This window comes from Pseudomonas sp. K8 (genome assembly GCF_014889455.1).
Lineage (GTDB): Bacteria > Pseudomonadota > Gammaproteobacteria > Pseudomonadales > Pseudomonadaceae > Aquipseudomonas > Aquipseudomonas veronii.
Genome location: NZ_VJWO01000073.1, coordinates 1 through 21,334 on the forward strand (window position 1 = coordinate 1; position 21,334 = coordinate 21,334).

Below are 21,334 nucleotides of genomic sequence, written 5' to 3' on the forward strand. Positions count from 1 at the left end.
CCGTATTACTACCCGACGTATCCGGTTTATTACTATCCCGCCCCGACTTACTACTACCCGGCCAGCCCGCCGACGGTGGTGGTCGAGCCTCAGCCCGTCACGGCCGCGCCATCGGCCTGGTACTACTGCGATTCCGCCAAAGGCTATTACCCGAGCGTACGCCAGTGCCCTGAGGGATGGCGCATGGTTCCCGCGACGCCGCCGCCTGGCCCCATCCGTTAAGACCCCGGACGCGTGGGCTGTTTTTCATTCCTCCCTGGAGCCAGATCATGAGCCAATACCAGTGTTTGTTACTGATCATCAACCCCGCCCTGCGTGACTCCCCGGCAATCGGCCATGCTGCCGCCCTGGCCAAGGCCAGCGGCGCGAGCCTGCATATTGTCGCGCTGGCAGCACCGTTGGACATCTTGTTGCTACTGGCCGAGAACGTGCGTGAAAAGGCTCGGGCCAGCTACCTCGAGGACCACCGCGACTGGCTGAACGCCCAAACCAAGAATCTCCATGCCCTGGGGCTCAACGTGACCGCCCAGGTGACCTGGGCCACCAACCTCAAGCAAGACATCCTGGATTACGTCACTGAGACACAGCCCGATCTGTTGATCAAACAAGTGCAGCAAGAGTCCGCGTTCAAGCGCGCGTTCTTCACCCCGCTGGACTGGCAGTTGCTGCGCGAGTGTCCGATTCCGGTCTATCTGGTCGGCGGTGGTGGGCATGCCTTGCCGCGCATCGTCGTGGCAGCGGTTGACGTGTCGAATGTTCAACCGGCCAACAGCGCGTTGAACCAGCGCATCATTGAGCAGGCCACCAGCCTGGCGCTGCAATGCGATGCCGAGCTGCACCTGCTGTATGCCTGCGATATGTCGACGATCTACATGGCTGACATGGGCGGTATGGCCCTGTCCAATCTCAGTAAGGAACTGGCGAGCAAGGAGGAAAAAACCTTCCTCGAACTGGCGCGAGACTATGGCGTGCCTTCCGATCGTCATCACTTCGTTTTGGGCAATCCGGTTGCGGTGTTGAGTCAATTCGCCAAGGAACACCAGGTGGATGTGATCGTGATGGGCCGGGTCCAGTATCACGGCATCGAGAAGCTGCTGGGCAGTACCACCGAACACATTCTCTATCAGGTGCCTTGCGGCGTACTGGCGGTCTAGCGCGGCAAAGGCGGTGTGCAATGAAACCACAGATGAGGTGACCCATGAGTTATAGCCCTTCGCTGCAAACGCTCTGGCAGGATCGGTCGGTGGCCGGTCAAAGCCTGGTGGAGCCGTTGCTCAGATACGCCCGCCGCCCCGACGTGATCATCCTGGCCTTGCCGCGTGGCGGCGTCCCGGTGGCGTATGAGGTGGCCACGGCCCTGCAGGTGCGCCTGGATCTGATGGTGGTACGCAAGCTCGGCATGCCGTCCCAACCCGAATTCGCCATGGGCGCCATCGCCAGTGGCGGTATCCAGATCCGCAATGAAGAGGTGCTGCGGGCTCATTCGATTGATCAAGACAGTTATGACGCGGTGGTCGCCCGGGAAGCTCGCGAGTTATCGCGCCGTGAGCAGGTTTACCGGGGCACGCGGGCGCCGCTGCAGTTGAAGGATCAGGTGGTCATCCTGATCGATGACGGCCTGGCCACAGGGGCCTCGATGCTCGCCGCGATCCAGGCGGTGCAGGTGCAGGCCCCGGCGCGGATCGTCGTGGCGGTGCCGGTCGCGCCGCTGGATACGGTGGAGACCCTGCGCTGTATCGTCAATGAAGTGATCTGCCCGCTGATTCCTGAGCGGATGATGTCCATCGGTTACTGGTACTCGAATTTCCCCCAGACCACCGATGCAGAGGTCATTGAGTTATTGCAGCGGGCCTGGCAACGCGAATCGACTGAAGCGCACCCGCTGTAGATGCGTCGCGGCAGGTGAGCCTTACACACCGAACGGAAAGGTTTCGTCTTCCGCTTCCAGCTCCTCGTTTTTGGGCAGTGCCAGGGCCTTTACCGCCTGCGTCTGCTCGAACCAGAGCATGGCGTCGAACTGTTCGGCCAGTACCGCTTCGAAGTAGTGGCTGTCGCGTTCGGTTGTGGGCCGGTAAATCACGCCAATCGCGCGTTCCAGCAGGGTGGCGGACAACACCGTGCGCAGCTCGGCGCGCTGCGGGTCGCGCCAGTCGGTCAGCGACGCCGGCACGCCGGCTTCGAGGAACTGATGCTCCCAACTGTCGGGACGGGAAGGCCGCACCGCCTTGATGAGCATCTCGGCGTCCCAATCGTCGGCCGCCGCCACGTGGCCACGGTCGGTGCTCATGCCGATCAGCACGGCGTCGCGGCCATAGGCACTGCGGCACAGCTGGCCGATGTTGAACTGGCCCTTCCAGCCCATCTCCGTGGCAGCGGCATTGCCGATATGCGAGTTGTGCGCCCAGACCACCGCTTTGGCCTGCGGGCCCCGGTGTTCCAGCAGGGCGCGCAGGGTGTCGAACATGTGGCGGTCACGCAGGTTCCACGACGCGGTCGAGCCGCGATAGACGGCGCGGTAGTACTGTTCCGCCGCACGCACCACGCGGGCGTTTTGCGTGGCGTTGAAAAAACCTTCGTCATCCTGGATGAGCCCGGCCAATTGCTTGGCCAGCATCACGTTGAGTTGTTCGACCACCTGCGGTTCACAGGGCATCAGACCGTTGCGTTCGACGAAGTGACCGTACAAGGCCGGGTCATCCTGCCAGGGCGTCAGGCAGCCGTAGCGCCGCCGTGCTTCTTGGGCCAGTTGCGGGTCGACGCTGTCCAGATAGTGCAGCACCTCATGGATCGAGTTGCGCATGCTGTAAACGTCGAGGCCACGGAACTCCACACGGTCTTCACTGGCGCGTTGATGGTTGTAGCGGTGCAGCCAGTGGGCAAAGGCTTTGACCTCGGCGTTGCGCCACATCCAGGTCGGGAAGCGGCTGAAGATATGGCGTTTCCAGGCCGACGGGGCCAGCCCTCGGACGTATTTGTCGACATGCCCTGCATCGGGCCAGTCGGCCTCAACGGCGACGATGGAGAAGCCATGCCGCTCAATCAAGCGTTGCGTGATGGCGGCCCGGGCGCGATAGAAATCACTGGTGCCGTGGCTGGCTTCGCCGATCAGCACCACCCGCGCATCCGCGTAGCGATCGAACATTTCGCCGAACGCTGCAGAATCGAACGCCGGCAGAGGCTCGGCAAATTGGCGCAGGACCGCTGCGATGGCGGCTCTATCGACCTGCCGAGACGCGCCATAGTGTTTATCCAGCATGCGTTGGGCGGGTGTGCTCACGGCCGTCGTCCCCTTCAGTGTTTATCTATTCCTACACCCTGACCCAGGTGAATCATTGAGTTTTGTCAATAAAGCCTGCACGGCCTTGAGCCAATGTGGCTGAACCCGGTACGCGCCGGCTACCGACGCGGCTCATGGAGGCTTGTGATATGAGGTGCTCTATCAATCGATCACACCTGACGCTTGCCCTCTGTGTGGTGGCCCTTGTGGGCTGTACCGACACCCGCGACCGGGCATCGCAAAAAACCGCGTCCATGCCCGCGCTGGCCTTGGTAAACGACGTGTGTTCGCTGTGCCACGGGCTGACGGGGGAGTCGGTATCGCCGTTGTTTCCCAAATTGGCCGGCCAGCAAAAAGACTACCTGAAGCAGCAGTTGACGGATTTAAAAAACCATACGCGCATGGATAAAGCCTCGACTCAATACATGTGGGGCTTTACCCATTTGACCGAATCGCAGATCACTGAACTGGCGGACTACTATTCAAAACAGCCGGCCATGCAGGCTGAAGCCGAAACGCCTGACGCGCGGGGCGAATTGATCTTTCGCCACGGCGTGCCGGAATCCGGCATCGCTCAGTGCAGCGCCTGTCATGGCGCCGAGGGCCGGGGCCATGGCCAGACCCCACGCGTGGCAGGCCAGCATGCCGCGTACATGATTCGCCAGATCCAGGTGTTTCAACAGGCCGACCTGCGTGAGCGCGGTGACCTGACGAGCCAGATTGCGCACACACTGTCGGACGCCGATGCCGAGGCAGTCGCGCATTACATGGCCAGGCTGGGGCCATGAAGCTCACGGCCGCACCGCAGGCACCCAGCACACCGACGTCTGCGGTCAAGCGCTCGCAGGCGGTGAGCAATGAGGACATTGCCGCGGTGTTTGACGATATCGCCGACCTGCTCGAAATCGATGACGCCAACCCGTTTCGCATCCGTGCTTATCGGGTTGCGGCGCGCACGCTGAGGGCGCTGACGGTCGAGTTGGCGCCGCTCATTGCGCGTGGGGAAACCTTGCCGAAACTGCCGGGCATCGGCGTCGATCTGGCGGCCAAGATCAGTGAAATCGCCAGCACCGGGGATTGTGCGCTGCGGCAGCGCCTGCGCTCGACATTGCCGCCTGGGCTGGTTGAACTGCTGTCCATCGCCGGCCTCGGCCCCAAACGCATCAAACACCTGTATCACGGCCTGGGAATCGAAACCGCGCAGCAACTGTGCGAGGCCGCCGAGCAGGGCCACATCCGCCATGTGCCCGGTTTTGGCGAAAGGCTCGAGGCGCGCTTATTGAGCGCCGCGCAGAAGGGGCTCGGAAAGGATCGCCGGTTGCCGCTGGGCGTTGTCGAGCCCGTGGCGCTGCAGTTGATCGAGTATCTGCGTCAACTGCCCGGGGTCGAGGACGCGAGGCTGGCCGGCAGTCTGCGGCGCATGCGCGATACCGTGGGCGACATCGACATCCTGGTGGCGGCAGCGCCCGCAGTGGCGGTCACTGCACACCTGATCAAGCACCCGGAGGTGTCCACCATATTGGTCAAAGGCCGCACGCGGGCCAGTGTCGTACTGGACTCCGGCCTGCAAGTCGACATGCGGGTGGTCAAGCCTGCGGATTGGGGCGCCGCGCTGGTGTATTTCACCGGCAGCAAGGCGCACAACATTGCGATTCGCAAGCAGGCGCGGGAACAGGGCTTGAAGCTCAACGAGTATGGCGTGTTCAAGGGCGAGGAACGCCTGGCGGGTGCCACGGAGGTCTCGGTTTATCAGGCTCTGGGGTTGCCGTGGATCACGCCGGAACTGCGCGAAGATCGCGGTGAGGTCGCGGCGGCACTCAGCGGGCGTTTGCCCAGGCTGGTGGAAGTGAGTGATCTCAAGGGTGACTTGCACGCGCACACCTGCGACGCGGATGGCGCCAATACCCTGGAACAGATGGCACTGGCCGCGCAGCAAGCCGGGTTGGAATACCTGGCGATCACCGATCATTTCCTGGACGGCGAGCGGCTGCTGAAGCAGATCGACCAGATCGATGCGCTCAACGCCCGCCTGCGCGGCATCACCTTGCTCAAGGGCGTTGAAGTCGAGATTCTGGAAGATGGCAGCCTGGGGCTGCCAGACGCTGTTCTCGCTCGCCTGGACCTTGTGGTGGGTGCGGTCCACACGCATTTCAACCTGACGCTGCGGCAACAGACGCAACGCCTGCTCAGGGCCATGGATCATCGCTATTTCACGCTACTGGCGCACCCGCTGTGTCGCCTGATCAATCAGCGCGCGCCGTTGAACATGGACCTGTCGGCCGTCATCAGGGCCGCTTCTGCACGCGGCTGCTGCCTGGAACTCAACGCGCAACCCCAGCGCATGGACCTGTTCGACCTTCAATGCCAATACGCCAAAGACCAACACGTGCTGATCAGCATCAATTCGGATGCCCAGCGCACCGCGGATTTTGCGTACTTGCGCTACGGCGTCGCGCAAGCCCGGCGTGCCTGGCTGGAAAAGGGCGATGTACTCAATACCCGTTCGCTGAGCGCGCTGAAGTCGTTGTTGGCCGCTACGGCAGGCGGGCGTTCGCAAGGCGCCGGGAACTGACGGTTCGGTCTGATTCTTGGTCGAAAGTTGACAAAAATCAGAGCCCCGCACCGACGGCGCCGGATACTTGAACCGTAGCCGGAGCGTTCCTGCTACGACCCTCAAGGAGAATACCCATGAATATGCGTTTACCCGTAGTGTTGCTCAGCGTCCTCCTCGCGTTATCGGCTGGTTGCAGTAACAAACCGGCCAAAGAACTGGATGCACGCCTGGAGGCTGCTCAAAGCACTGCGCTGTCGGCACGCGCCAGAGCCGATGAAGCCTACTCGAAAGCGGAGCAGGCGGCGATGGCGGCCAATCAGGCGCAACAGACTGCCGATCAGGCCAATGAGCGCGCCAGCCGGATGCTCGAAAAAGCCAGCCGCAAATAGTGAACGGTTGCAGCACCCGACACGTCGTCGGGTTTGCTGCAAGACAGCCGCAGGCCTGCAACCACCCCTGCCAGGCAGCACATCTGGCACCTGCGCGTCGACTCAACAGCATTGGCTTGGTTTTCCCCGACTATCATCTCTTCGCGTAGCGGACTGCCGCTGAACATGTGGCTTAGGCTGACGTTCGGCTGGCGTTACCTGCGCATTCGCACGCTCTTGAAGATCGAGCTGTTCGATATTTTCCGGGGATGAAGCGTTGAACCACTGCAGATAAAAAAAGCCCCTTGTCGGTTTCCCGCCAAGGGGCAGTGCCGCCTGGGATTCATTCGCCTTTGATCGGCACGACTTTATCCGCTTTCATGGCTTCTGGCTTTTTCGGTAACGAGATGCACAGCACGCCTTTGCTGAAACTCGCGTCGATCTTATCGGCATCAATACCTTTGGGCAGGTTGAACACCCGCTCGAAGGAACCGTAGTGACGCTCGCTAAGGTGGTAGCCTTTGCGTTTTTCTTCCTTGTCCTCCTGTTTCTCGCCTTTGATGATCAGGCTGCCGTTGGACAGTTTGACCTCAATGTCTTTCTGATCCATGCCGGGTACTTCGGCGGTGATCTCGTAGCTTTTGTCTTTCTCGGTGATGTCCACGGCAGGCATGCCATGGCCGATCAGCTCGCGACGCCAGAACGGTTCAACGTCGAACAGCCCCCGGCTGAAGGGCGACAGGCCGGAACCGAGATTGAAGTCATCAAACAGGTGGTCCACCTGTTGCCGCAGTTTTTCCAGCGGCCGCCACAGGTCTGTCGTCATGGGATGCTGGTCGGATTTATGTTCGGTAGTGACCGGCATTTTTTTTGCGGAATTGCTCATCTTTCGGTACTCCTCTTCAGATAGAAGGCAGGCAGCAGAACGGCCTCTGCGCGGCCTGCCAGGACAGAACACGGGGGCAAGCCCATCGTTACAAGGTCAGCGTCCCCGACCACAGCATCCAGCCGGCATAGGCCGCGGCCGCCCAGATGATGATCAACAGGCCGGTCTCGGGGCCGCTGAGCGCTTGTCCCTGACGGGCGCGCAGGGTGCCCAGGTAGATCAACGAGCCCGGGGCGTAGAGGAGGGCGCTGAGCAGCATGTATTTCGGCCCGGCGGCATAGAGCAACCACATGCAGTACAGCGTGGCGACGGCCGCGATGGCCATGTCGCGCAATTGCAGGGCGCGGTGGCCGGCATAGGTGTCACCCTTCCAGGTCAATTTCAGCGCATACAGGCCGCTGAACAGGTACGGCAATAGAATCATCGAGGTGGCCAGGGAGATCAGCGCGAGATAGGTAGCGCTCGAATACAAGGTCAGCAGCAGGAACAATTGAATGCAGCCGTTGGTCAGCCACAGCGCATTGGCTGGCGCGCCTTGGGTGTTTTCCACGCCCAGCGAGACAGGCATGACCTTTTCCTTGGCGGGCGTGAACACCGACTCGGCCGCCAGCAACGTCCAGGCGAGCAGGGCGCCGCCGACCGAAACAATCAGGCCGATGCTGATCAGCACCGCGCCCCATGGCCCGGCCGCGGCCTGCAGCACGCCCGCCATCGAGGGGTTCTTCAAGGCGGCGAGTTCCGGTTGTTTGAGCACCCCCAGCGACAGCAAGGACACCGAAATCAGCAGCAACAACGTGATGACAAAACCGATCACCGTGGCCCGCCCGACATTGGCCCGCTCCGCCGCACGGGCAGAAAACACGTTGGCGCCCTCAATCCCGATAAACACCCAAACGGTGACCAACATCGTGCTTTTGACTTGATCGAGCGTACTGCCCAACGCTGGCGAGCCCCAGAAGTCGACAGTGAACGTTTCACGCTGGAACGCGGCGATCACCAGGCCGATGAACAACAGCAACGGCACGATCTTCGCGACCGTCGTCAACGCATTGGCCCGCGCAGCGGTGCGCAAGCCCCTGAGGATCATCCAGTGCAACGCCCACAACACCACGGACGCACCGGCGATCGCCGCCTTGTTATTGCCTTCGCCAAACACCGGAAAGAAGTAACTCAGTGCAGCGAACAGGATCACCAGGTAACTGACGTTGCCGATCCAGGCACTGATCCAATAACCCCAGGCGGAGTTGAAGCTCAGGTATTCGCCACCCAGCGCACGCGCATAGGCAAACACACCGTTGTCCAGCGCGGGCTGGCGGTTGGACAGGGTCTGATAGACCAGCGCCAGCGACAGCATGCCGACGCCGGTGATCAACCAACCGATCAGAATCGCACCGGCGCCCGCACTGGCGGCCATGTTTTGCGGCAGGCTGAAAATGCCGCTGCCGATCATCGAACCGACCACCAGGGCAATCAACAAGCTCAGCGACAAGCGCTTGGGTTCTACCTTGCGCAGACTGCCTGCCACGGGTTGGACAGCCGGCGGGACGATCGGTTGAGAGCCTTGCAGATGCGTAGCCATGACGAGCCTCCACGAAAACGTGAGTATCTGCACCGTCGAATGCGAGGGTGCGACTGCTGCATCTAATTTCTGCGCGAAGGGGCTGGGTCTGGTTGATTTAGATCAGATGTAAGTGTCTGCGGATCAGTCGCAATACTTAACTGATTGAATTGTTTTTCAAAAAACATTTTCCCGCGGGTGTTTTCGTCGTTAAACGCCAAAGTGTTGTTCGTCGATGATATTGATGCGCCAGGAACGCGCTGAACCGTAACGGGAACATTTTATTGAGGAAGGTCAAGCAGCCGCGCCCCGTGGATGCCAGGATAAGGCCAACCTGGGGCAAGGTTCCCTGTAACCTCATCGAGTGTCGAGGCGGCCCATGATGCGAGCATTACGGTTACTGCTTGGCGGCTTCCGTCAGGCCGTGGATTCCCCGGCGTTGTGGAGCCGCGCATGATGGATGCCCCTTGCCCGGCGTTGTTGGTGCTGAATGCGGGCTCTTCAACCCTCAAGTTTTCCCTTTACTTCGTGGCGGCACCCACGGTCCATTGCCTGGGCAGCGGCATGATTGAAGTGCGCCAGGGCAGGGCAACGCTGGTGTATCAGGCCCCAGGATCCGAGGCCGAACATCAGGAGCAATGGCGCGCCGACAGTTGCATGGACGCAGTTTCCCTGGGCAACCTGATGCGTTGGCTGGGCAGCAACAGCCAATGGCAGATTGTCGGCGCGGCGCATCGGGTGGTCCATGGCGGCGCCCGTCGGGAAGTGGCTGCGCGGGTCGATAGCGCGCTGATTGACGAGATACAACGACTGATCCCAATGGCACCGTTGCACCAGCCCTTGTGCCTGGCACCGATTCTCCATATGGCCCGCGAGCATCCCGAGCTGCCTCAGGTGGCCTGCTTCGACACTGCCTTTCACCACACACTCGACCCGCTGGAAACCTTGTACGGCCTGCCCCGGGCACTGAGCGAGGCGGGCCTGCGGCGTTACGGCTTCCATGGTTTGTCCTACGAGTACATTGCCGGGGTCCTGGCGGATTACGACCCGCGCGCGGCGGCCGGGCGCACCCTGGTCGCACACCTGGGCAACGGTGCCAGCCTGTGCGCGATGCGTAACCGCATCAGTTGCGGCACCACCATGGGGTTTTCCACCCTGGACGGGCTGTTGATGGGCACCCGCCCGGGCAACCTGGACCCCGGCATCGTGCTGTACCTGCTGCGCGAACGCGGCATGAGCGCGGCGGCGGTCGAACACCTGCTGTACCACGAGTCCGGATTGCTGGGCGTCTCTGGCGGTGTGGCGAGTGACATGCGGACGCTGCTGGCCAGCCACGCCGAGGGGGCCGCGCAGGCCATTGAGTTGTTTGTACGGCGCGCCGTCAAGGAAATCGGCGCGCTGGCCGCATTGCTCGGCGGGCTCGACGCGTTGGTGTTCACCGGCGGCATTGGCGAACATGCACCCACCGTGCGTGACGGGATTCTCGACGGTTGCGCCTGGTTAGGCGTAACCCGCAACCAGCACCCGCCCACCGGAGCCTGCCTGACGACGCCGGACAGCCCGGTATCGGCCTGGGTCATCGCCACTGATGAAAATGCCGTCATCGCTCGACACAGCCTGGTCTTGCTGCCGGCGCCGGTTTCGAGCGAGGCGCTTTAGCCACTATCGCCTTGAGGTGTCGACGTGTATGCATTCCTGCCACGCGAACTGCCGGAGCAGTTGCGCGCATTGACCGAGCTTGCGCTTAACCTGCGCTGGACCTGGAACCATGCGCTCGACGAGCTCTGGAAAAGCATCGACCCGCAACTGTGGGAGCGTACCCACAACCCCTGGCTGATACTGCAGAACACCTCGCCGCACCGGCTAGGAGAACTCTGTCGAGATGCGACGTTCTCGCAAACCCTCGCGCACGCCATCGAAGAGCATCGGCACTACCTCAGCGAGCCGGGTTGGTATGCGCAGCAGACAAGCGCCGGCGATTCCAAGCAGATCGCCTACTTCAGCATGGAATTCGGCCTGAGCGAGGCGCTGGCGCTTTATGCCGGCGGGCTCGGTGTGCTGGCCGGGGATTACCTGAAGACGGCAAGCGACATGGGCGTACCGGTGCTCGGGGTGGGGTTGCTCTATCAGGAAGGCTATTTTCGACAATCCATCGACGCGATGGGGCGCCAGCAGGAGGCCTACCCCTATAACGACCCCACCAGCCTGCCGATCCAGCCGACGTTTGGACAGGACGGCGCGTGGTTGAAAATCCCCTTGGCGCTTCCCGGCCGGACCCTGTATTTACGCGTGTGGCAGGCCATCGTCGGGCGTACCAGCCTGTACCTGCTCGACAGTAATGACCTGCTCAACGGCGCCAGCGACCGTGGCATCACCTCGAAGTTGTACGGCGGCGGTTCGGAGATGCGCTTGCTGCAGGAAGTGGTGCTTGGCATCGGCGGCTGGGCCACACTCGAAGCGTTGGCGATCAATGTCGATGTGTGCCACCTCAACGAAGGTCATGCTGCACTGCTGGTGCTGGAGCGTGCCCGGCGCTTCATGCATCAGAAGGGCACATCGTTCCAGGAAGCCTGGTGGGCGACGCGGGCAGGCAACGTGTTTACGACCCATACGCCAGTGGCTGCGGGTTTCGATGTGTTTTCCGCGGAACTGGTACTCAAGTATGCCCGCGGCTATCTCGACGACTGCCGCCTCACATCGCACGAGTTGCTGGCGTTGGGCCGACGCAATCCGTCGGACGCGGATGAACCCTTCAACATGGCTTTTCTGGCGCTGCGTGGGTGCGCTCAAGCCAATGGTGTGAGCCGCTTGCACGGCGAGGTCAGCCGACGGCTATTCAGCGATTTGTATCCCCGCTGGCCTGTTCAAGAGATACCGGTGGGGCATGTCACCAACGGTGTGCATGTGCCGTCCTGGGACTCAATGTGGTCCGATCATCTGTGGACCACAAGCTGCGGCAAGGAGCGTTGGCGCGGCGCAGTCGAGTTGCTGCCGGCGACGGTCGCCAACAATGACGACGAGGCCTTGTGGAACATGGCTGCCGAGCAACGGCGCGACCTGGTGAACTATGCGCGCAAGCGCCTGGCCTGGCAGCTCGAGCAGCGTGGCGAGTCGGCGCAGCAGGTGGCGGAGGGCGGGCAGGTGTTTGACCCCAACTGCCTCACGCTCGGGTTTGCGCGACGCTTCACCGACTATAAGCGCCCGAACCTGCTGCTGCACGACAGCGACCGCCTGGCGCGGCTGTTAACCAACGAGCAGCATCCGGTACAACTGCTCATCGCTGGCAAGGCTCATCCCGCCGATGAGCGCGGCAAGCAACTGATCCAGGCATGGCTCGACTTCGTGCATCGCCCGGGGCTGCGCCGGCATGTGGTGTTCCTGGAAGACTACGACCTGGAAATGGCCCAACACCTGGTGCAAGGCGTCGATGTCTGGATCAACACCCCGCGTCGGCCCTGGGAAGCCTGCGGCACCAGTGGCATGAAGGTGCTCGTCAACGGCGGGTTGAACCTCTCGGAACTCGATGGTTGGTGGGCACAAGCGTACCAGCCCGCCTATGGCTGGGCGATCGGGGATGACGCGCCGAGCGATGACGACGTCGACGCCGAGCGCTTGTACGGCCTGTTGGAAAACGAGGTCGTCCCCACGTTCTATTCACGCGATGCACAGGGTATTCCACGCGACTGGGTGCAACGCATGCGCGCCAGCATGTCGCAGCTGGGGCCGTACTACAGCAGCAATCGCATGCTGCAGGAATACCTGGAACATCTTTACCAGCCGGCGATTCAGGCGTTTCGACGCCGCCGCGAGGATAACGCGGCACTGGCGCGCACGCTCCATGCCTGGCAGAAGGCGTTGAGGGCGGCCTGGGACAATATTCACTTCGGCGCGGTCGAGGGGCATCGCGATGGCGACTGCCTGTGCGTTCGCGTGCCGGTCTATTTGGGTGAGATCTCGCCTCTGTGGGTCAAGGTGGAACTCTATGGCGGCCTGTGCGACGAGTACCCCGCCGAGTGCTTGCTGATGAAAGCCGTCGATGTGATTCCGGGTGCCATCCAGGGTTATATCTATTCCATTTCGGTCGCCGCCACGCGCCCGCTGGAGCACTACACTCCGAGGGTTCGCGCCTGGCACACGGATGCCTTTCTGCCAGCGGAAAACCCATTGATTGCGTGGCAGCGTTGAGCTGCGATGCGCCTATTGTCAGCGAGCCAAACCGGGGTAAAGCCTGGCGGCCAACAGCAGAAGAACGGTGAACACCGAGAGCATCACCTATCGCAACGGGCGCTGTCCCACGCGGCAGCAAAGCGCATTTGTTGATAAAGATCAGAGGCCATCGGGAGCAACCCCAGATACTCATGCGACCGACTTAACCGTCTTCCCGCACTCTCGACTCAACAAAAAGGAAAAGGATCATGGGCACAGCCGCCATTTCCCCGCAGGCTGAACGTTTCAACCTGCCGGTCAGTGAATGGGTTACCTCGACTGTTGATCCGCTGGCGCTAGCGCCAGTTTCGCTGCCCATTACCAGCGTGGCGGCCAGGGCCAAGGTCCTGTTCGTGACCTCGGAATTGGCCGGCCTCGTGAAAACCGGCGGGCTCGGCGATGTATCGGCGGCATTGCCCCGGGCCCTGCATCCCCTGCACGATGTGCGCGTGTTGATGCCGGGTTACCCGCAAGTGCTCAACAGCGGAAATCCGGTCCATGTGATCAGCGAGCTGGAGGGCCATGCGGCATTGCCGGCGTGCAAGATCGGGCGGATGGACATGACGGATGGCCTGGTCATTTACCTGGTGATCTGTCCTGAACTGTATGAGCGTGAAGGCACTCCTTACGGGGATAACAATGGCCGTGACTGGCCGGATAACCATATCCGGTTTGCCCGTCTCGGCCTGGCCGCGGCCGACTTCGCCGCAGGCGCGGTGAAGTGCCAGTGGCGTCCGGAGCTGGTACACGCGCATGATTGGCCGGCTGGCCTCGCGCCGGCGTACATGCGCTGGCGTGGGCAGGCCACGCCGAGCATTTTCACCATCCATAACCTTGCCTATCAAGGCATGGTCAGCAGCGGTTCCCGGCGCGAACTGGGCATCCCCGAGCACGCGCTGGCCTCGGACGGTATGGAGTTCTACGGCAAGCTCTCGTTGCTCAAGGCCGGCATGGCCTATGCCAACCACATCACCACCGTCAGCGCGACCTACGCCCGGGAAATCACCACGCCAGCATTCGGTTGCGGCCTGGACGGCTTTCTGCAGAGCAAAGCCGAACAAGGGCTGCTCAGCGGCATTGCCAATGGTATCGACGCCAGTTGGGACGCCGAAACCGATGAGCACTTGATCTGCCGGTTTGCCGCTAACGATTGGCTCGGCAAGGCGGTGAACGCCCACTATGTACGCCAGTTGTTCAATCTCAAACCGTCGAAGGGGCCTCTGTTCGCGGTGGTATCGCGCCTGGTCTTCCAGAAAGGCCTGGATCTGACCATTGGCGTTGCCGGGCACATCGTCAGGCAGGGCGGGCAGATCGTCATCATCGGCCGTGGCGAACCGCAGGAAGAGGAGGCCGCACGGGAGCTGGCCCGGCGCTTCCCGGGCCAGGTCGGTGTGCTTATCGGCTTCAACGAAACGGATGCCCGGCGCATGTTTGCCGGCAGTGACTTCCTGCTCATGCCGTCGCGCTATGAACCGTGCGGCCTGAGCCAGATGTATGCGCAGCGTTTCGGCTCATTACCGGTAGCCCGTAATACCGGTGGGCTGGCCGACACGATCGAAGATGGCGTGAGCGGTTTTCTGTTCGAGGAGCCCACCGTGGAAAGCTACGCGGCAGCACTGACGCGGGCGATCAAGGTGTTCGCCAACCCTGAGCTGCTCAATGCAATGCGCTGCCGCGCCATGCGCAAGCCGTTCGATTGGCACCAAGCCATAAAGCCTTACAGCGCCCTGTATCTGCGATTGCTGAAGGCCAATCGGGTATCCCTGGCGGCCCCCTCACTCAATGGAGAGATATCGTGACCCATTCACAGCCGCACATTCGTTGGTTCAAGGACTTGGGTATCAACGACGTCGCACAGGTCGGTGGCAAGAACGCCTCGCTGGGGGAGATGTACCAGAACCTGACAGGCCAGGGCATCCGCGTACCCAACGGGTTTGCCGTTACTTCAGACGCGTACCGTTATGTCCTTGAGCACAACAAGGCGTGGGCGCCGCTGCATGCCGCGCTCGACGGCCTCGACCCCAACGACATCAAAGACCTGCAAGCCCGCGGCAAACGGGCGCGGGCGATTGTGTATGGCTGTACGCTGCCGGAAGACCTGAAGAGCGCGATACTGCACAGCTACGCCCAGCTCAAGCGCGAATACGGCAACAGCCTTTCACTGGCCGTGCGCTCCTCGGCAACCGCCGAGGACTCGCCGCAGGCCTCATTTGCCGGGCAGAACGAGACCTATCTCAATATCGCCAATGAAGATGCGCTGCTCGATGCCTACAAGCGTTGCCTGGCCTCGAACTTCACCGATCGGTCGATCCATTACAAATACGACAATGGCTTTGATTGCTTCAAAGTCGATCTCGCCGTCGTCATCATGAAAATGGTGCGCAGTGATCTCGGGGCCAGCGGCGTGATGTTTTCCCTGGATACGGAAACCGGCTTCAAGGATGTCGTGTTCATCAACGCCGCGTGGGGGCTTGGGGAGAATGTGGTGCAGGGCGCGCTGGCCCCGGACAGTTTCTACGTACACAAACCCAGCTTCGTCGCCGGTTATCGTGGCGTGCTCAAACGTAGCCTGGGCAGCAAAGAAAAGAAGATGGTGTTTACCGACACCCTCAATACCGGGAACATCGCGCAGGAGTACACCGCGAATATCGAAACACCCGACGAAGAACAAACGCGCTTTTGCCTCTCGGACGGGGACGTCATGGTCCTGGCTGACTATGCCATCAAGGTTGAAAACCACTATTCGAGCAAAGCCGGTTTCTACAAACCCATGGACATGGAATGGGCGAAAGACGGGATCGATGGCCACTTGTATATGGTCCAGGCGCGCCCCGAAACGGTGGCCTCGCAGAAAAAAGGCAGCGTGCTGCAGATCTATCACCTCAAGCAACGCTCGCCAGTGCTGCTCAAGGGGAAGGCGGTCGGCACCCGCATCGGCGCCGGGAAGGCCCGTATCGTCAACGACGTGAAACAGCTCAGCGAGTTTCAACCGGGCGAAGTGCTGGTCTCCGAAGCCACGACTCCGGATTGGGAACCGGTGATGAAAACCGCCGCCGCGATTGTGACGAACCACGGCGGACGCACCTGCCACGCGGCCATCGTGGCGCGGGAGCTGGGTATTCCCGCGATCGTGGGCGCCACCAATGCGGCAGCGACAATCAAAACCGGCGCCTTGTTGACCGTCAGTTGCGCCGAAGGCGAAATCGGAACGGTCTACGACGGCATCCTGGATTTTGATGTCGAGGAAACGGACCTCAGCCAACTCGGACATCCCGACACGCACATCATGATGAACCTGGCCAACCCCGACCAGGCCTTCAGCCTGGCCTCGCTGCCGGTCGACGGTATCGGTCTGGCGCGCATGGAGTTCATCATCAATGAATGCATCAAGGTCCATCCGATGGCCCTTGTCCACCCGGAAAAGCTGGATGACGCCACCCGTGAAAAAATCGCCGTGCTGAGCGCCGCGCATGCAGACCCTACGGATTTTTTCATCAAGACCTTGGCCGAAGGCGTCGCCACCATTGCCGCAGCGGTGTACCCAAAACCGTGCGTGGTACGCATGAGCGACTTCAAGAGCAATGAGTACGCGACCCTGCTGGGTGGGCAGTATTTCGAGCCGGTAGAACACAACCCGATGATCGGTTTTCGCGGCGCGTCCCGGTACAGCCATCCGGCTTATGCCGAAGGGTTTGCGCTGGAGTGCGCGGCGATGAAATGGGCGCGCGAACACATCGGCCTCACCAACATCAAGTTGATGATCCCGTTTTGCCGCACCGTGGCGGAGGGTGAAAGGGTATTGGCGACCATGGCCAGCCATGGCCTGCAGCGCGGAGAAAACGGGCTTGAGGTCTACATCATGTGCGAAATACCCAACAACGTGATCCAGATCGACGCGTTCGCCAAACTGTTCGACGGCTTCTCGATCGGTTCCAACGACCTGACCCAGTTGACGCTCGGCGTGGACCGCGACTCGGAAATCGTCGCCTTCGATTTCGATGAGCGCGACCCGGGCGTCAAGCAGATGATTCGCCTGGCGGTAGAAGGCGCCAAGCGTAACGGCCGACACTCGGGAATCTGCGGGCAGGCGCCTTCGGATTATCCCGAGATGGCGGAGTTTTTGGTGTCGATTGGCATCGACTCAATGAGCCTCAGCCCGGATGCGGTGCTGGCGACGATTCGGCATGTGCTGGCGGTGCAGACGCAGCGGTTACCGAGCGATGAGGCCGACCGGGGCAACATCGGCGCGTGAGGCCTTTCACGCAAGGCCTTCGTCTTGCAACGCTTTGCGCACCGCAGGACGCACCTTGACCCGGTCATACCAGGCCCGGAGGTTATGCAAGTGCTCGAAGTGGATGTCGGCCTTGTAATAGCTGGTCAGCCAAGAGGCCTGGCCCCAGCCGGTCAATGCGAACAGATAGGCATCCGCCACCGTGAAGGCATCGCCCATGAGGTATGGACGGGTACTCAATTGTTCGTCGATCCAGGCGAAGCGCTTTTCCAGCTTTGGCTTGGCAGTCTCGACGTATTGACCTGCGAGTGTGGCGTACAACAGCGGAATGTAGCCCTTGTGAATCTCAGACGACAGGAAGCTCAGCCATTCCTGAAGTCGGTATCGATCGAGAGTGCCATGAGCGGGAACCAGCCCAAGCGCCGGCTTCAGGTCGCCCAAATACTGCACGATTGCCGGGCCTTCACGCAGGAGCGTGCCATCGTCCAGCTCGATGGCGGGTACGTAGCCCAGACGGTTGACCTCGAAGTAGTTGGCACCCGAGTCGGTAAGGTGCGTCTTGTGATCGACCTTGATCAGCGTGGCATCGAGACCCAATTCATTCAGAACGATGTGGGGCGAAAGCGAGCAAGACGCGGGGATGTAGTACAACTTCATTGGCAAACTCCAGAACAGGGGGAGCGCTGTCAATCCAATGGAGAGCGCGCTTCAGCTGATTCTAGATGCCCGGTATAAAATAGGAAGAACGCACTATTTTGTAGTATAGGTACAAAAAATATACCTACACCCGGCCAGGACTCTGACCATGAAAGACAACATCTCCGGCTGCTCGGTCGAAGAAGCGATGCGTTTGTTGGGTGGCCGCTGGCGCCTGCTTCTTGCGTCCTACCTGCTCGATGGGCCGAAGCGTTTTAATGCCCTGAGGCGCGACATTCCGGCTATTTCGCAACGCATGCTGACCCTCGACTTGCGCGCCCTTGAGCAAGCCGGGCTGGTCAAACGGACGGTGTTCCCCACCGTGCCCGTGACGGTTGAGTACGAACTCACCGTGGACGGGCGACGGTTGGAACCGGTCGTTGCGGTAATGAAAGAGTTTGGGCTGTGGGTCAAGAGTCGCCCATGTGAGGTGATACAGGTTGCCAGCCGCGAGTCGGATGCGCTCTAGCGGGAGCTCGCGGGAGCCTCAATCAGACGGGTCTTCCGATCTGGTGTAGGCCTCGACGAAGCCCGGTTAATCGCACCGGATTGTTCAAGCTATTCACCATTTCCTTCAAGAGTAAAACGCGCCTCGGTTGTTATCGTTTATCCGTGCCTTAAGCATTGCCTGACAGCAAGTAAGTAAAGGCAAATATAAACATAACAATATGAGGCTTCAAAATGAGTGCTCAATCTAAACTCGCCGCTGTGTCTGCCGAAAACGGCAAAGTCACGTACTTGGACGCAATGGTGATTGGTGCAGGGGTAGCTGGCCTCTACCAGTTGTATCGACTTCGTGAGATGGGCTTGACGGTCCGCGCCTACGATACGGCTTCCGGAGTGGGCGGCACATGGTATTGGAATCGTTACCCCGGTGCGCGGTTTGACTCTCAGGCAGAAATTTATCAGTACTGGTTCTCTGAAGAACTCTATAAGTCCTGGCAACCCACCGAGCGTTTCCCGGCTCAGCCCGAAACAGAGCAGTGGCTGAACTTCGTCGCCAATCGGCTCGACCTCAAGAAAGATATCCAGTTCAACACCCGCATCGCTGCCGCGCACTTCTGCGAAGAGAGCGGGCACTGGAGGGTGACAACCGAGGCCGGCGAAACGATCAATACGCAATATCTGATCTCTTGCTGCGGGATGCTGTCCGCTCCGCTGTCCGATCGGTTCCCCGGCCAAACCGACTTCAACGGTCAGATCTATCACACCGGCCTGTGGCCAAAAGACCCCGTGGACTTCAACGGCAAGCGCGTGGCCGTGGTAGGCACTGGCGCCACCGGTATTCAGGTGATCCAGACCATCGCTCCGGCGGTGGGATCGATGAAGGTCTTCGTGCGTACCCCGCAGTATGTGATTCCGATGAGGAACCCTAAGTACAGCAAAGAAGACTGGGAAAAGTGGGGCACCCAATTCCACCAGCTCAAGAAGCGCGTGCGAGAGACCTTTGCCGGTTTCGACTATGACTTCGACGCCGGCCCCTGGGCCGAGAAAACCCCCGACGAGCGACAAGCCGTGCTTGAACAACTCTGGGAGGATGGCTCTTTGGCCATGTGGCTGGCGTCGTTTCCCGAAATGTTCTTTGACGAACAGGTCAATGAAGTCGTGTCGGAGTTCGTGCGTATCAAGATGCGTGAGCGCCTGCAGTCGAGGCCAGATCTCTGCAACCTGCTGATCCCGACCGACTATGGCTTCGGCACCCATCGCGTACCGCTGGAAAGCAAGTACCTTGAAGTCTATCTGCAACCCAACGTCGAGGCGGTCGACTGCAAGCAGTCGCCGATCGAGCGCATTGTGCCGGAGGGGATCCAGACTGCGGATGGAAAGATTCACGAGGTAGACATCATCGTGCTGGCCGTGGGTTTCGATGCAGGTTCCGGCGCACTCAGCCGGATCGACATTCGAGGGCGCGATAACCGGTCGTTGAGGGAGCAGTGGAAACAAGAAATCCGTACATCGATGGGGCTGCAGATCCATGGCTACCCCAACCTGTTCACCACCGGTGCGCCGTTGGCACCGTCGGCGGCACTTTGCAACATGACCACTTGCCTGCAGCAGCAGGTGGATTGGATCACCGGATGCATTGAGTTTGCCATCCAGCACGGCAAACAAGTCGTGGAAGCTTCCAAAGAGTTCGAGGACGACTGGGTACAGCATCACGACGAGACGGCGGCGAAGACCCTGGTCGTCAAAACCGACTCTTGGTACATGGGCTCCAACGTCGATGGAAAACCGCGCCGACTTGTATCGTATATCGGCGGCGTCGGTAATTATCATCGCCGCTGCGACGAAATAGCCGCACAGGGTTACCCAGGCTTTGAAATGGCTTGAGGTCGAACGACTGCTCATTGATTGCAGCTGTCACTCCGACTCTCTACTGCGCCGTGACAGCTCGATATTCGAGGTAACCTGAAATGAACAACTATTACTCCCAGGAACATCACGGTCCTTTTGAACTGATCAACATCGGAGCGCTTCAGCTTGAAGAAGGCTCGTGCATTCCTGAATGTCAGCTGGCCGTAGCCGTACATGGCACCCTGAACGCCGACAAGACTAACGCCATACTGGTTCCCACTTGGTATTCCGGCACAAGCAAGGCGATGGAGCAGATTTACATCGGCGAAGGGCGGGCGCTGGACCCTGCGAAATACTGCATCATCGTCGTCAACCAGATCGGTAACGGTCTTTCCAGCTCTGCGAGTAACACCGGCGGTTCATTGGCGGGCCCTGGGGTCCCGAATGTCAGAATTGGCGATGACGTCAGTGCCCAGCACACATTGCTCACCGAATACTTTGGCATCGAGAGCCTGGCGTTAGTGCTCGGGGGATCGATGGGCGCGCAGCAAACCTACGAGTGGGCCGTGCGCTATCCAGACTTTGTCAAACGCGCCGCAGCCATAGCGGGCACCGCGCGCAATAGCGAACATGACTTCCTGTTCAGCGAAATACTGATTGATGCGATAACCACCGCTCCGGCCTTCCGGGCCGGCTTATACGGCTCATCGGCGGCAGTGGCGGCCGGGCTCAAGCGCCACGCGAAAGTTTGGACATTGATGGGCTGGAGTACCGCGTTCTTCCGCGCCGAGCGGCATAAGGCGCTGGGTTTCGAGTCGATGCAGGTATTCGTCGACAGCTTTATGACGAACTACTTTGCGGCAATGGACCCTAACAACCTCCTGACCATGGCCTGGAAATGGCAGCGGGGCGATGTCAGTCGAAACACGGGCGGTGATCTTGCGGCGGCACTGGGGCGAATCCGAGCGAAAACCTATGTCATGCCCATCTCACATGACCAGTTCTTTACCGTGGACGATTGTCTGTCGGAGCAGAAAATGATCCCGAACAGCGAGTTCAGGCCATTGCAATCAATCGACGGTCACCTCGGACTTTTTGGCACCGATACGCAAATGCTCAATCAACTGGACGCCCATCTGGCAGAGCTGCTTTCGTCCCCGACACATTGAAAAAAGCTTCAAAAAAATAGCACAGGGCACCTGTGCTAGACCCAGAACAATTTTAAAAAAACAGGGTTGAAGATGAATATAATAACAACAGCAC

16 protein-coding genes and 1 pseudogene are annotated in these 21,334 nt (G+C 60.5%); 13 read left to right on the top strand and 4 right to left on the bottom strand.

Annotated features, from left to right (window positions below; all coding sequences use genetic code 11):
• The 3 genes and pseudogenes from INT12_RS31505 to INT12_RS28645 all read left to right on the top strand — a co-directional run.
• Window positions 1–222 (top strand): annotated as a pseudogene (locus INT12_RS31505) (hypothetical protein); the annotation flags it as partial.
• Window positions 223–269: 47 nt separating this feature from the next.
• Window positions 270–1,154, top strand: a complete 885-nt coding sequence (locus tag INT12_RS28640) for a universal stress protein (protein ID WP_102618213.1) — start codon at window positions 270–272, stop codon at window positions 1,152–1,154.
• A gap of 44 nt (window positions 1,155–1,198) precedes the next feature.
• Window positions 1,199–1,888, top strand: coding sequence for a phosphoribosyltransferase (locus INT12_RS28645; protein WP_169883549.1), 690 nt, complete (start codon window positions 1,199–1,201; stop codon window positions 1,886–1,888).
• 21 nt (window positions 1,889–1,909) lie between these two features.
• Here INT12_RS28645 and INT12_RS28650 read toward each other — a convergent pair whose 3' ends face one another.
• Window positions 1,910–3,256, bottom strand: coding sequence for an erythromycin esterase family protein (locus INT12_RS28650; RefSeq protein ID WP_017845780.1), 1,347 nt, complete (start codon window positions 3,254–3,256; stop codon window positions 1,910–1,912).
• Window positions 3,257–3,372: 116 nt separating this feature from the next.
• Between INT12_RS28650 and INT12_RS28655 the strand changes: the two genes are divergently transcribed.
• The 3 genes from INT12_RS28655 (at window position 3,373) to INT12_RS28665 (ending at window position 6,220) form a co-directional block, all read left to right on the top strand.
• On the top strand, window positions 3,373–4,065 hold the full coding sequence (locus INT12_RS28655) for a c-type cytochrome (RefSeq protein WP_240951182.1): 693 nt from the start codon (window positions 3,373–3,375) through the stop codon (window positions 4,063–4,065).
• Window positions 4,062–5,849 (top strand): DNA polymerase/3'-5' exonuclease PolX, encoded by a 1,788-nt coding sequence (gene polX, locus INT12_RS28660; RefSeq protein WP_193059116.1) that lies wholly within the window; start codon window positions 4,062–4,064, stop codon window positions 5,847–5,849. Before INT12_RS28655 ends, polX begins: the two co-directional genes overlap by 4 nt.
• A 116-nt stretch (window positions 5,850–5,965) precedes the next feature.
• On the top strand, window positions 5,966–6,220 hold the full coding sequence (locus INT12_RS28665; RefSeq protein ID WP_017845783.1) for an Lpp/OprI family alanine-zipper lipoprotein: 255 nt from the start codon (window positions 5,966–5,968) through the stop codon (window positions 6,218–6,220).
• A 322-nt stretch (window positions 6,221–6,542) separates the two neighbouring features.
• Here the strand turns inward: INT12_RS28665 and INT12_RS28670 are convergent, their stop codons facing one another.
• Both INT12_RS28670 and arcD read right to left on the bottom strand, forming a co-directional pair.
• Window positions 6,543–7,085: an Hsp20/alpha crystallin family protein gene (locus INT12_RS28670; RefSeq protein ID WP_017845784.1), complete on the bottom strand. Its 543-nt coding sequence runs from the start codon at window positions 7,083–7,085 to the stop codon at window positions 6,543–6,545.
• An 88-nt stretch (window positions 7,086–7,173) separates the two neighbouring features.
• Complete coding sequence (gene arcD / locus INT12_RS28675) at window positions 7,174–8,664, bottom strand: arginine-ornithine antiporter (protein WP_052735791.1); 1,491 nt, start codon at window positions 8,662–8,664, stop codon at window positions 7,174–7,176.
• A 432-nt stretch (window positions 8,665–9,096) separates the two neighbouring features.
• On the opposite strand from arcD, the gene INT12_RS28680 reads away from it, so the two are divergent.
• The 4 genes from INT12_RS28680 (at window position 9,097) to ppsA (ending at window position 17,101) form a co-directional block, all read left to right on the top strand.
• Complete coding sequence (locus INT12_RS28680) at window positions 9,097–10,302, top strand: acetate/propionate family kinase (RefSeq protein WP_193040406.1); 1,206 nt, start codon at window positions 9,097–9,099, stop codon at window positions 10,300–10,302.
• A gap of 24 nt (window positions 10,303–10,326) precedes the next feature.
• On the top strand, window positions 10,327–12,828 hold the full coding sequence (gene glgP, locus INT12_RS28685; RefSeq protein WP_126585267.1) for an alpha-glucan family phosphorylase: 2,502 nt from the start codon (window positions 10,327–10,329) through the stop codon (window positions 12,826–12,828).
• Between the two features lie 230 nt (window positions 12,829–13,058).
• Window positions 13,059–14,648: a glycogen synthase GlgA gene (gene glgA, locus INT12_RS28690; RefSeq protein WP_193040404.1), complete on the top strand. Its 1,590-nt coding sequence runs from the start codon at window positions 13,059–13,061 to the stop codon at window positions 14,646–14,648.
• Entirely contained in the window at window positions 14,645–17,101 is a 2,457-nt protein-coding gene (gene ppsA / locus INT12_RS28695; RefSeq protein ID WP_193040403.1) for a phosphoenolpyruvate synthase, read from the top strand. Before glgA ends, ppsA begins: the two co-directional genes overlap by 4 nt.
• 6 nt (window positions 17,102–17,107) lie before the next feature.
• On the opposite strand, the gene gstA is transcribed toward ppsA, so the two are convergent.
• Complete coding sequence (gene gstA, locus INT12_RS28700) at window positions 17,108–17,737, bottom strand: glutathione transferase GstA (RefSeq protein WP_193040402.1); 630 nt, start codon at window positions 17,735–17,737, stop codon at window positions 17,108–17,110.
• Window positions 17,738–17,885: 148 nt separating this feature from the next.
• Here gstA and INT12_RS28705 point away from each other — a divergent pair, with 148 nt between their 5' ends.
• From INT12_RS28705 to INT12_RS28715, 3 genes are all read left to right on the top strand, one after another.
• Window positions 17,886–18,245 (top strand): winged helix-turn-helix transcriptional regulator, encoded by a 360-nt coding sequence (locus INT12_RS28705; protein WP_046489568.1) that lies wholly within the window; start codon window positions 17,886–17,888, stop codon window positions 18,243–18,245.
• Window positions 18,246–18,457: 212 nt separating this feature from the next.
• Complete coding sequence (locus INT12_RS28710) at window positions 18,458–20,107, top strand: flavin-containing monooxygenase (RefSeq protein WP_102618221.1); 1,650 nt, start codon at window positions 18,458–18,460, stop codon at window positions 20,105–20,107.
• 83 nt (window positions 20,108–20,190) lie between these two features.
• Window positions 20,191–21,240, top strand: a complete 1,050-nt coding sequence (locus INT12_RS28715) for an alpha/beta fold hydrolase (protein ID WP_193059117.1) — start codon at window positions 20,191–20,193, stop codon at window positions 21,238–21,240.
• Window positions 21,241–21,334: the final 94 nt, after the last annotated feature.

What these genes read in the sequence shown, in the direction of transcription:
- INT12_RS28640 (WP_102618213.1), top strand. Translation starts at nt 270, where the DNA reads ATGAGCCAATACCAGTGTTTGTTACTGATCATCAACCCCGCCCTGCGT.
- INT12_RS28645 (WP_169883549.1), top strand. Translation starts at nt 1,199, where the DNA reads ATGAGTTATAGCCCTTCGCTGCAAACGCTCTGGCAGGATCGGTCGGTG.
- INT12_RS28650 (WP_017845780.1), bottom strand. Translation starts at nt 3,256, where the DNA reads ATGCTGGATAAACACTATGGCGCGTCTCGGCAGGTCGATAGAGCCGCC.
- polX (WP_193059116.1), top strand. Translation starts at nt 4,062, where the DNA reads ATGAAGCTCACGGCCGCACCGCAGGCACCCAGCACACCGACGTCTGCG.
- INT12_RS28665 (WP_017845783.1), top strand. Translation starts at nt 5,966, where the DNA reads ATGAATATGCGTTTACCCGTAGTGTTGCTCAGCGTCCTCCTCGCGTTA.
- INT12_RS28670 (WP_017845784.1), bottom strand. Translation starts at nt 7,085, where the DNA reads ATGAGCAATTCCGCAAAAAAAATGCCGGTCACTACCGAACATAAATCC.
- arcD (WP_052735791.1), bottom strand. Translation starts at nt 8,664, where the DNA reads ATGGCTACGCATCTGCAAGGCTCTCAACCGATCGTCCCGCCGGCTGTC.
- INT12_RS28680 (WP_193040406.1), top strand. Translation starts at nt 9,097, where the DNA reads ATGATGGATGCCCCTTGCCCGGCGTTGTTGGTGCTGAATGCGGGCTCT.
- glgA (WP_193040404.1), top strand. Translation starts at nt 13,059, where the DNA reads ATGGGCACAGCCGCCATTTCCCCGCAGGCTGAACGTTTCAACCTGCCG.
- gstA (WP_193040402.1), bottom strand. Translation starts at nt 17,737, where the DNA reads ATGAAGTTGTACTACATCCCCGCGTCTTGCTCGCTTTCGCCCCACATC.
- INT12_RS28705 (WP_046489568.1), top strand. Translation starts at nt 17,886, where the DNA reads ATGAAAGACAACATCTCCGGCTGCTCGGTCGAAGAAGCGATGCGTTTG.
- INT12_RS28710 (WP_102618221.1), top strand. Translation starts at nt 18,458, where the DNA reads ATGAGTGCTCAATCTAAACTCGCCGCTGTGTCTGCCGAAAACGGCAAA.
- INT12_RS28715 (WP_193059117.1), top strand. Translation starts at nt 20,191, where the DNA reads ATGAACAACTATTACTCCCAGGAACATCACGGTCCTTTTGAACTGATC.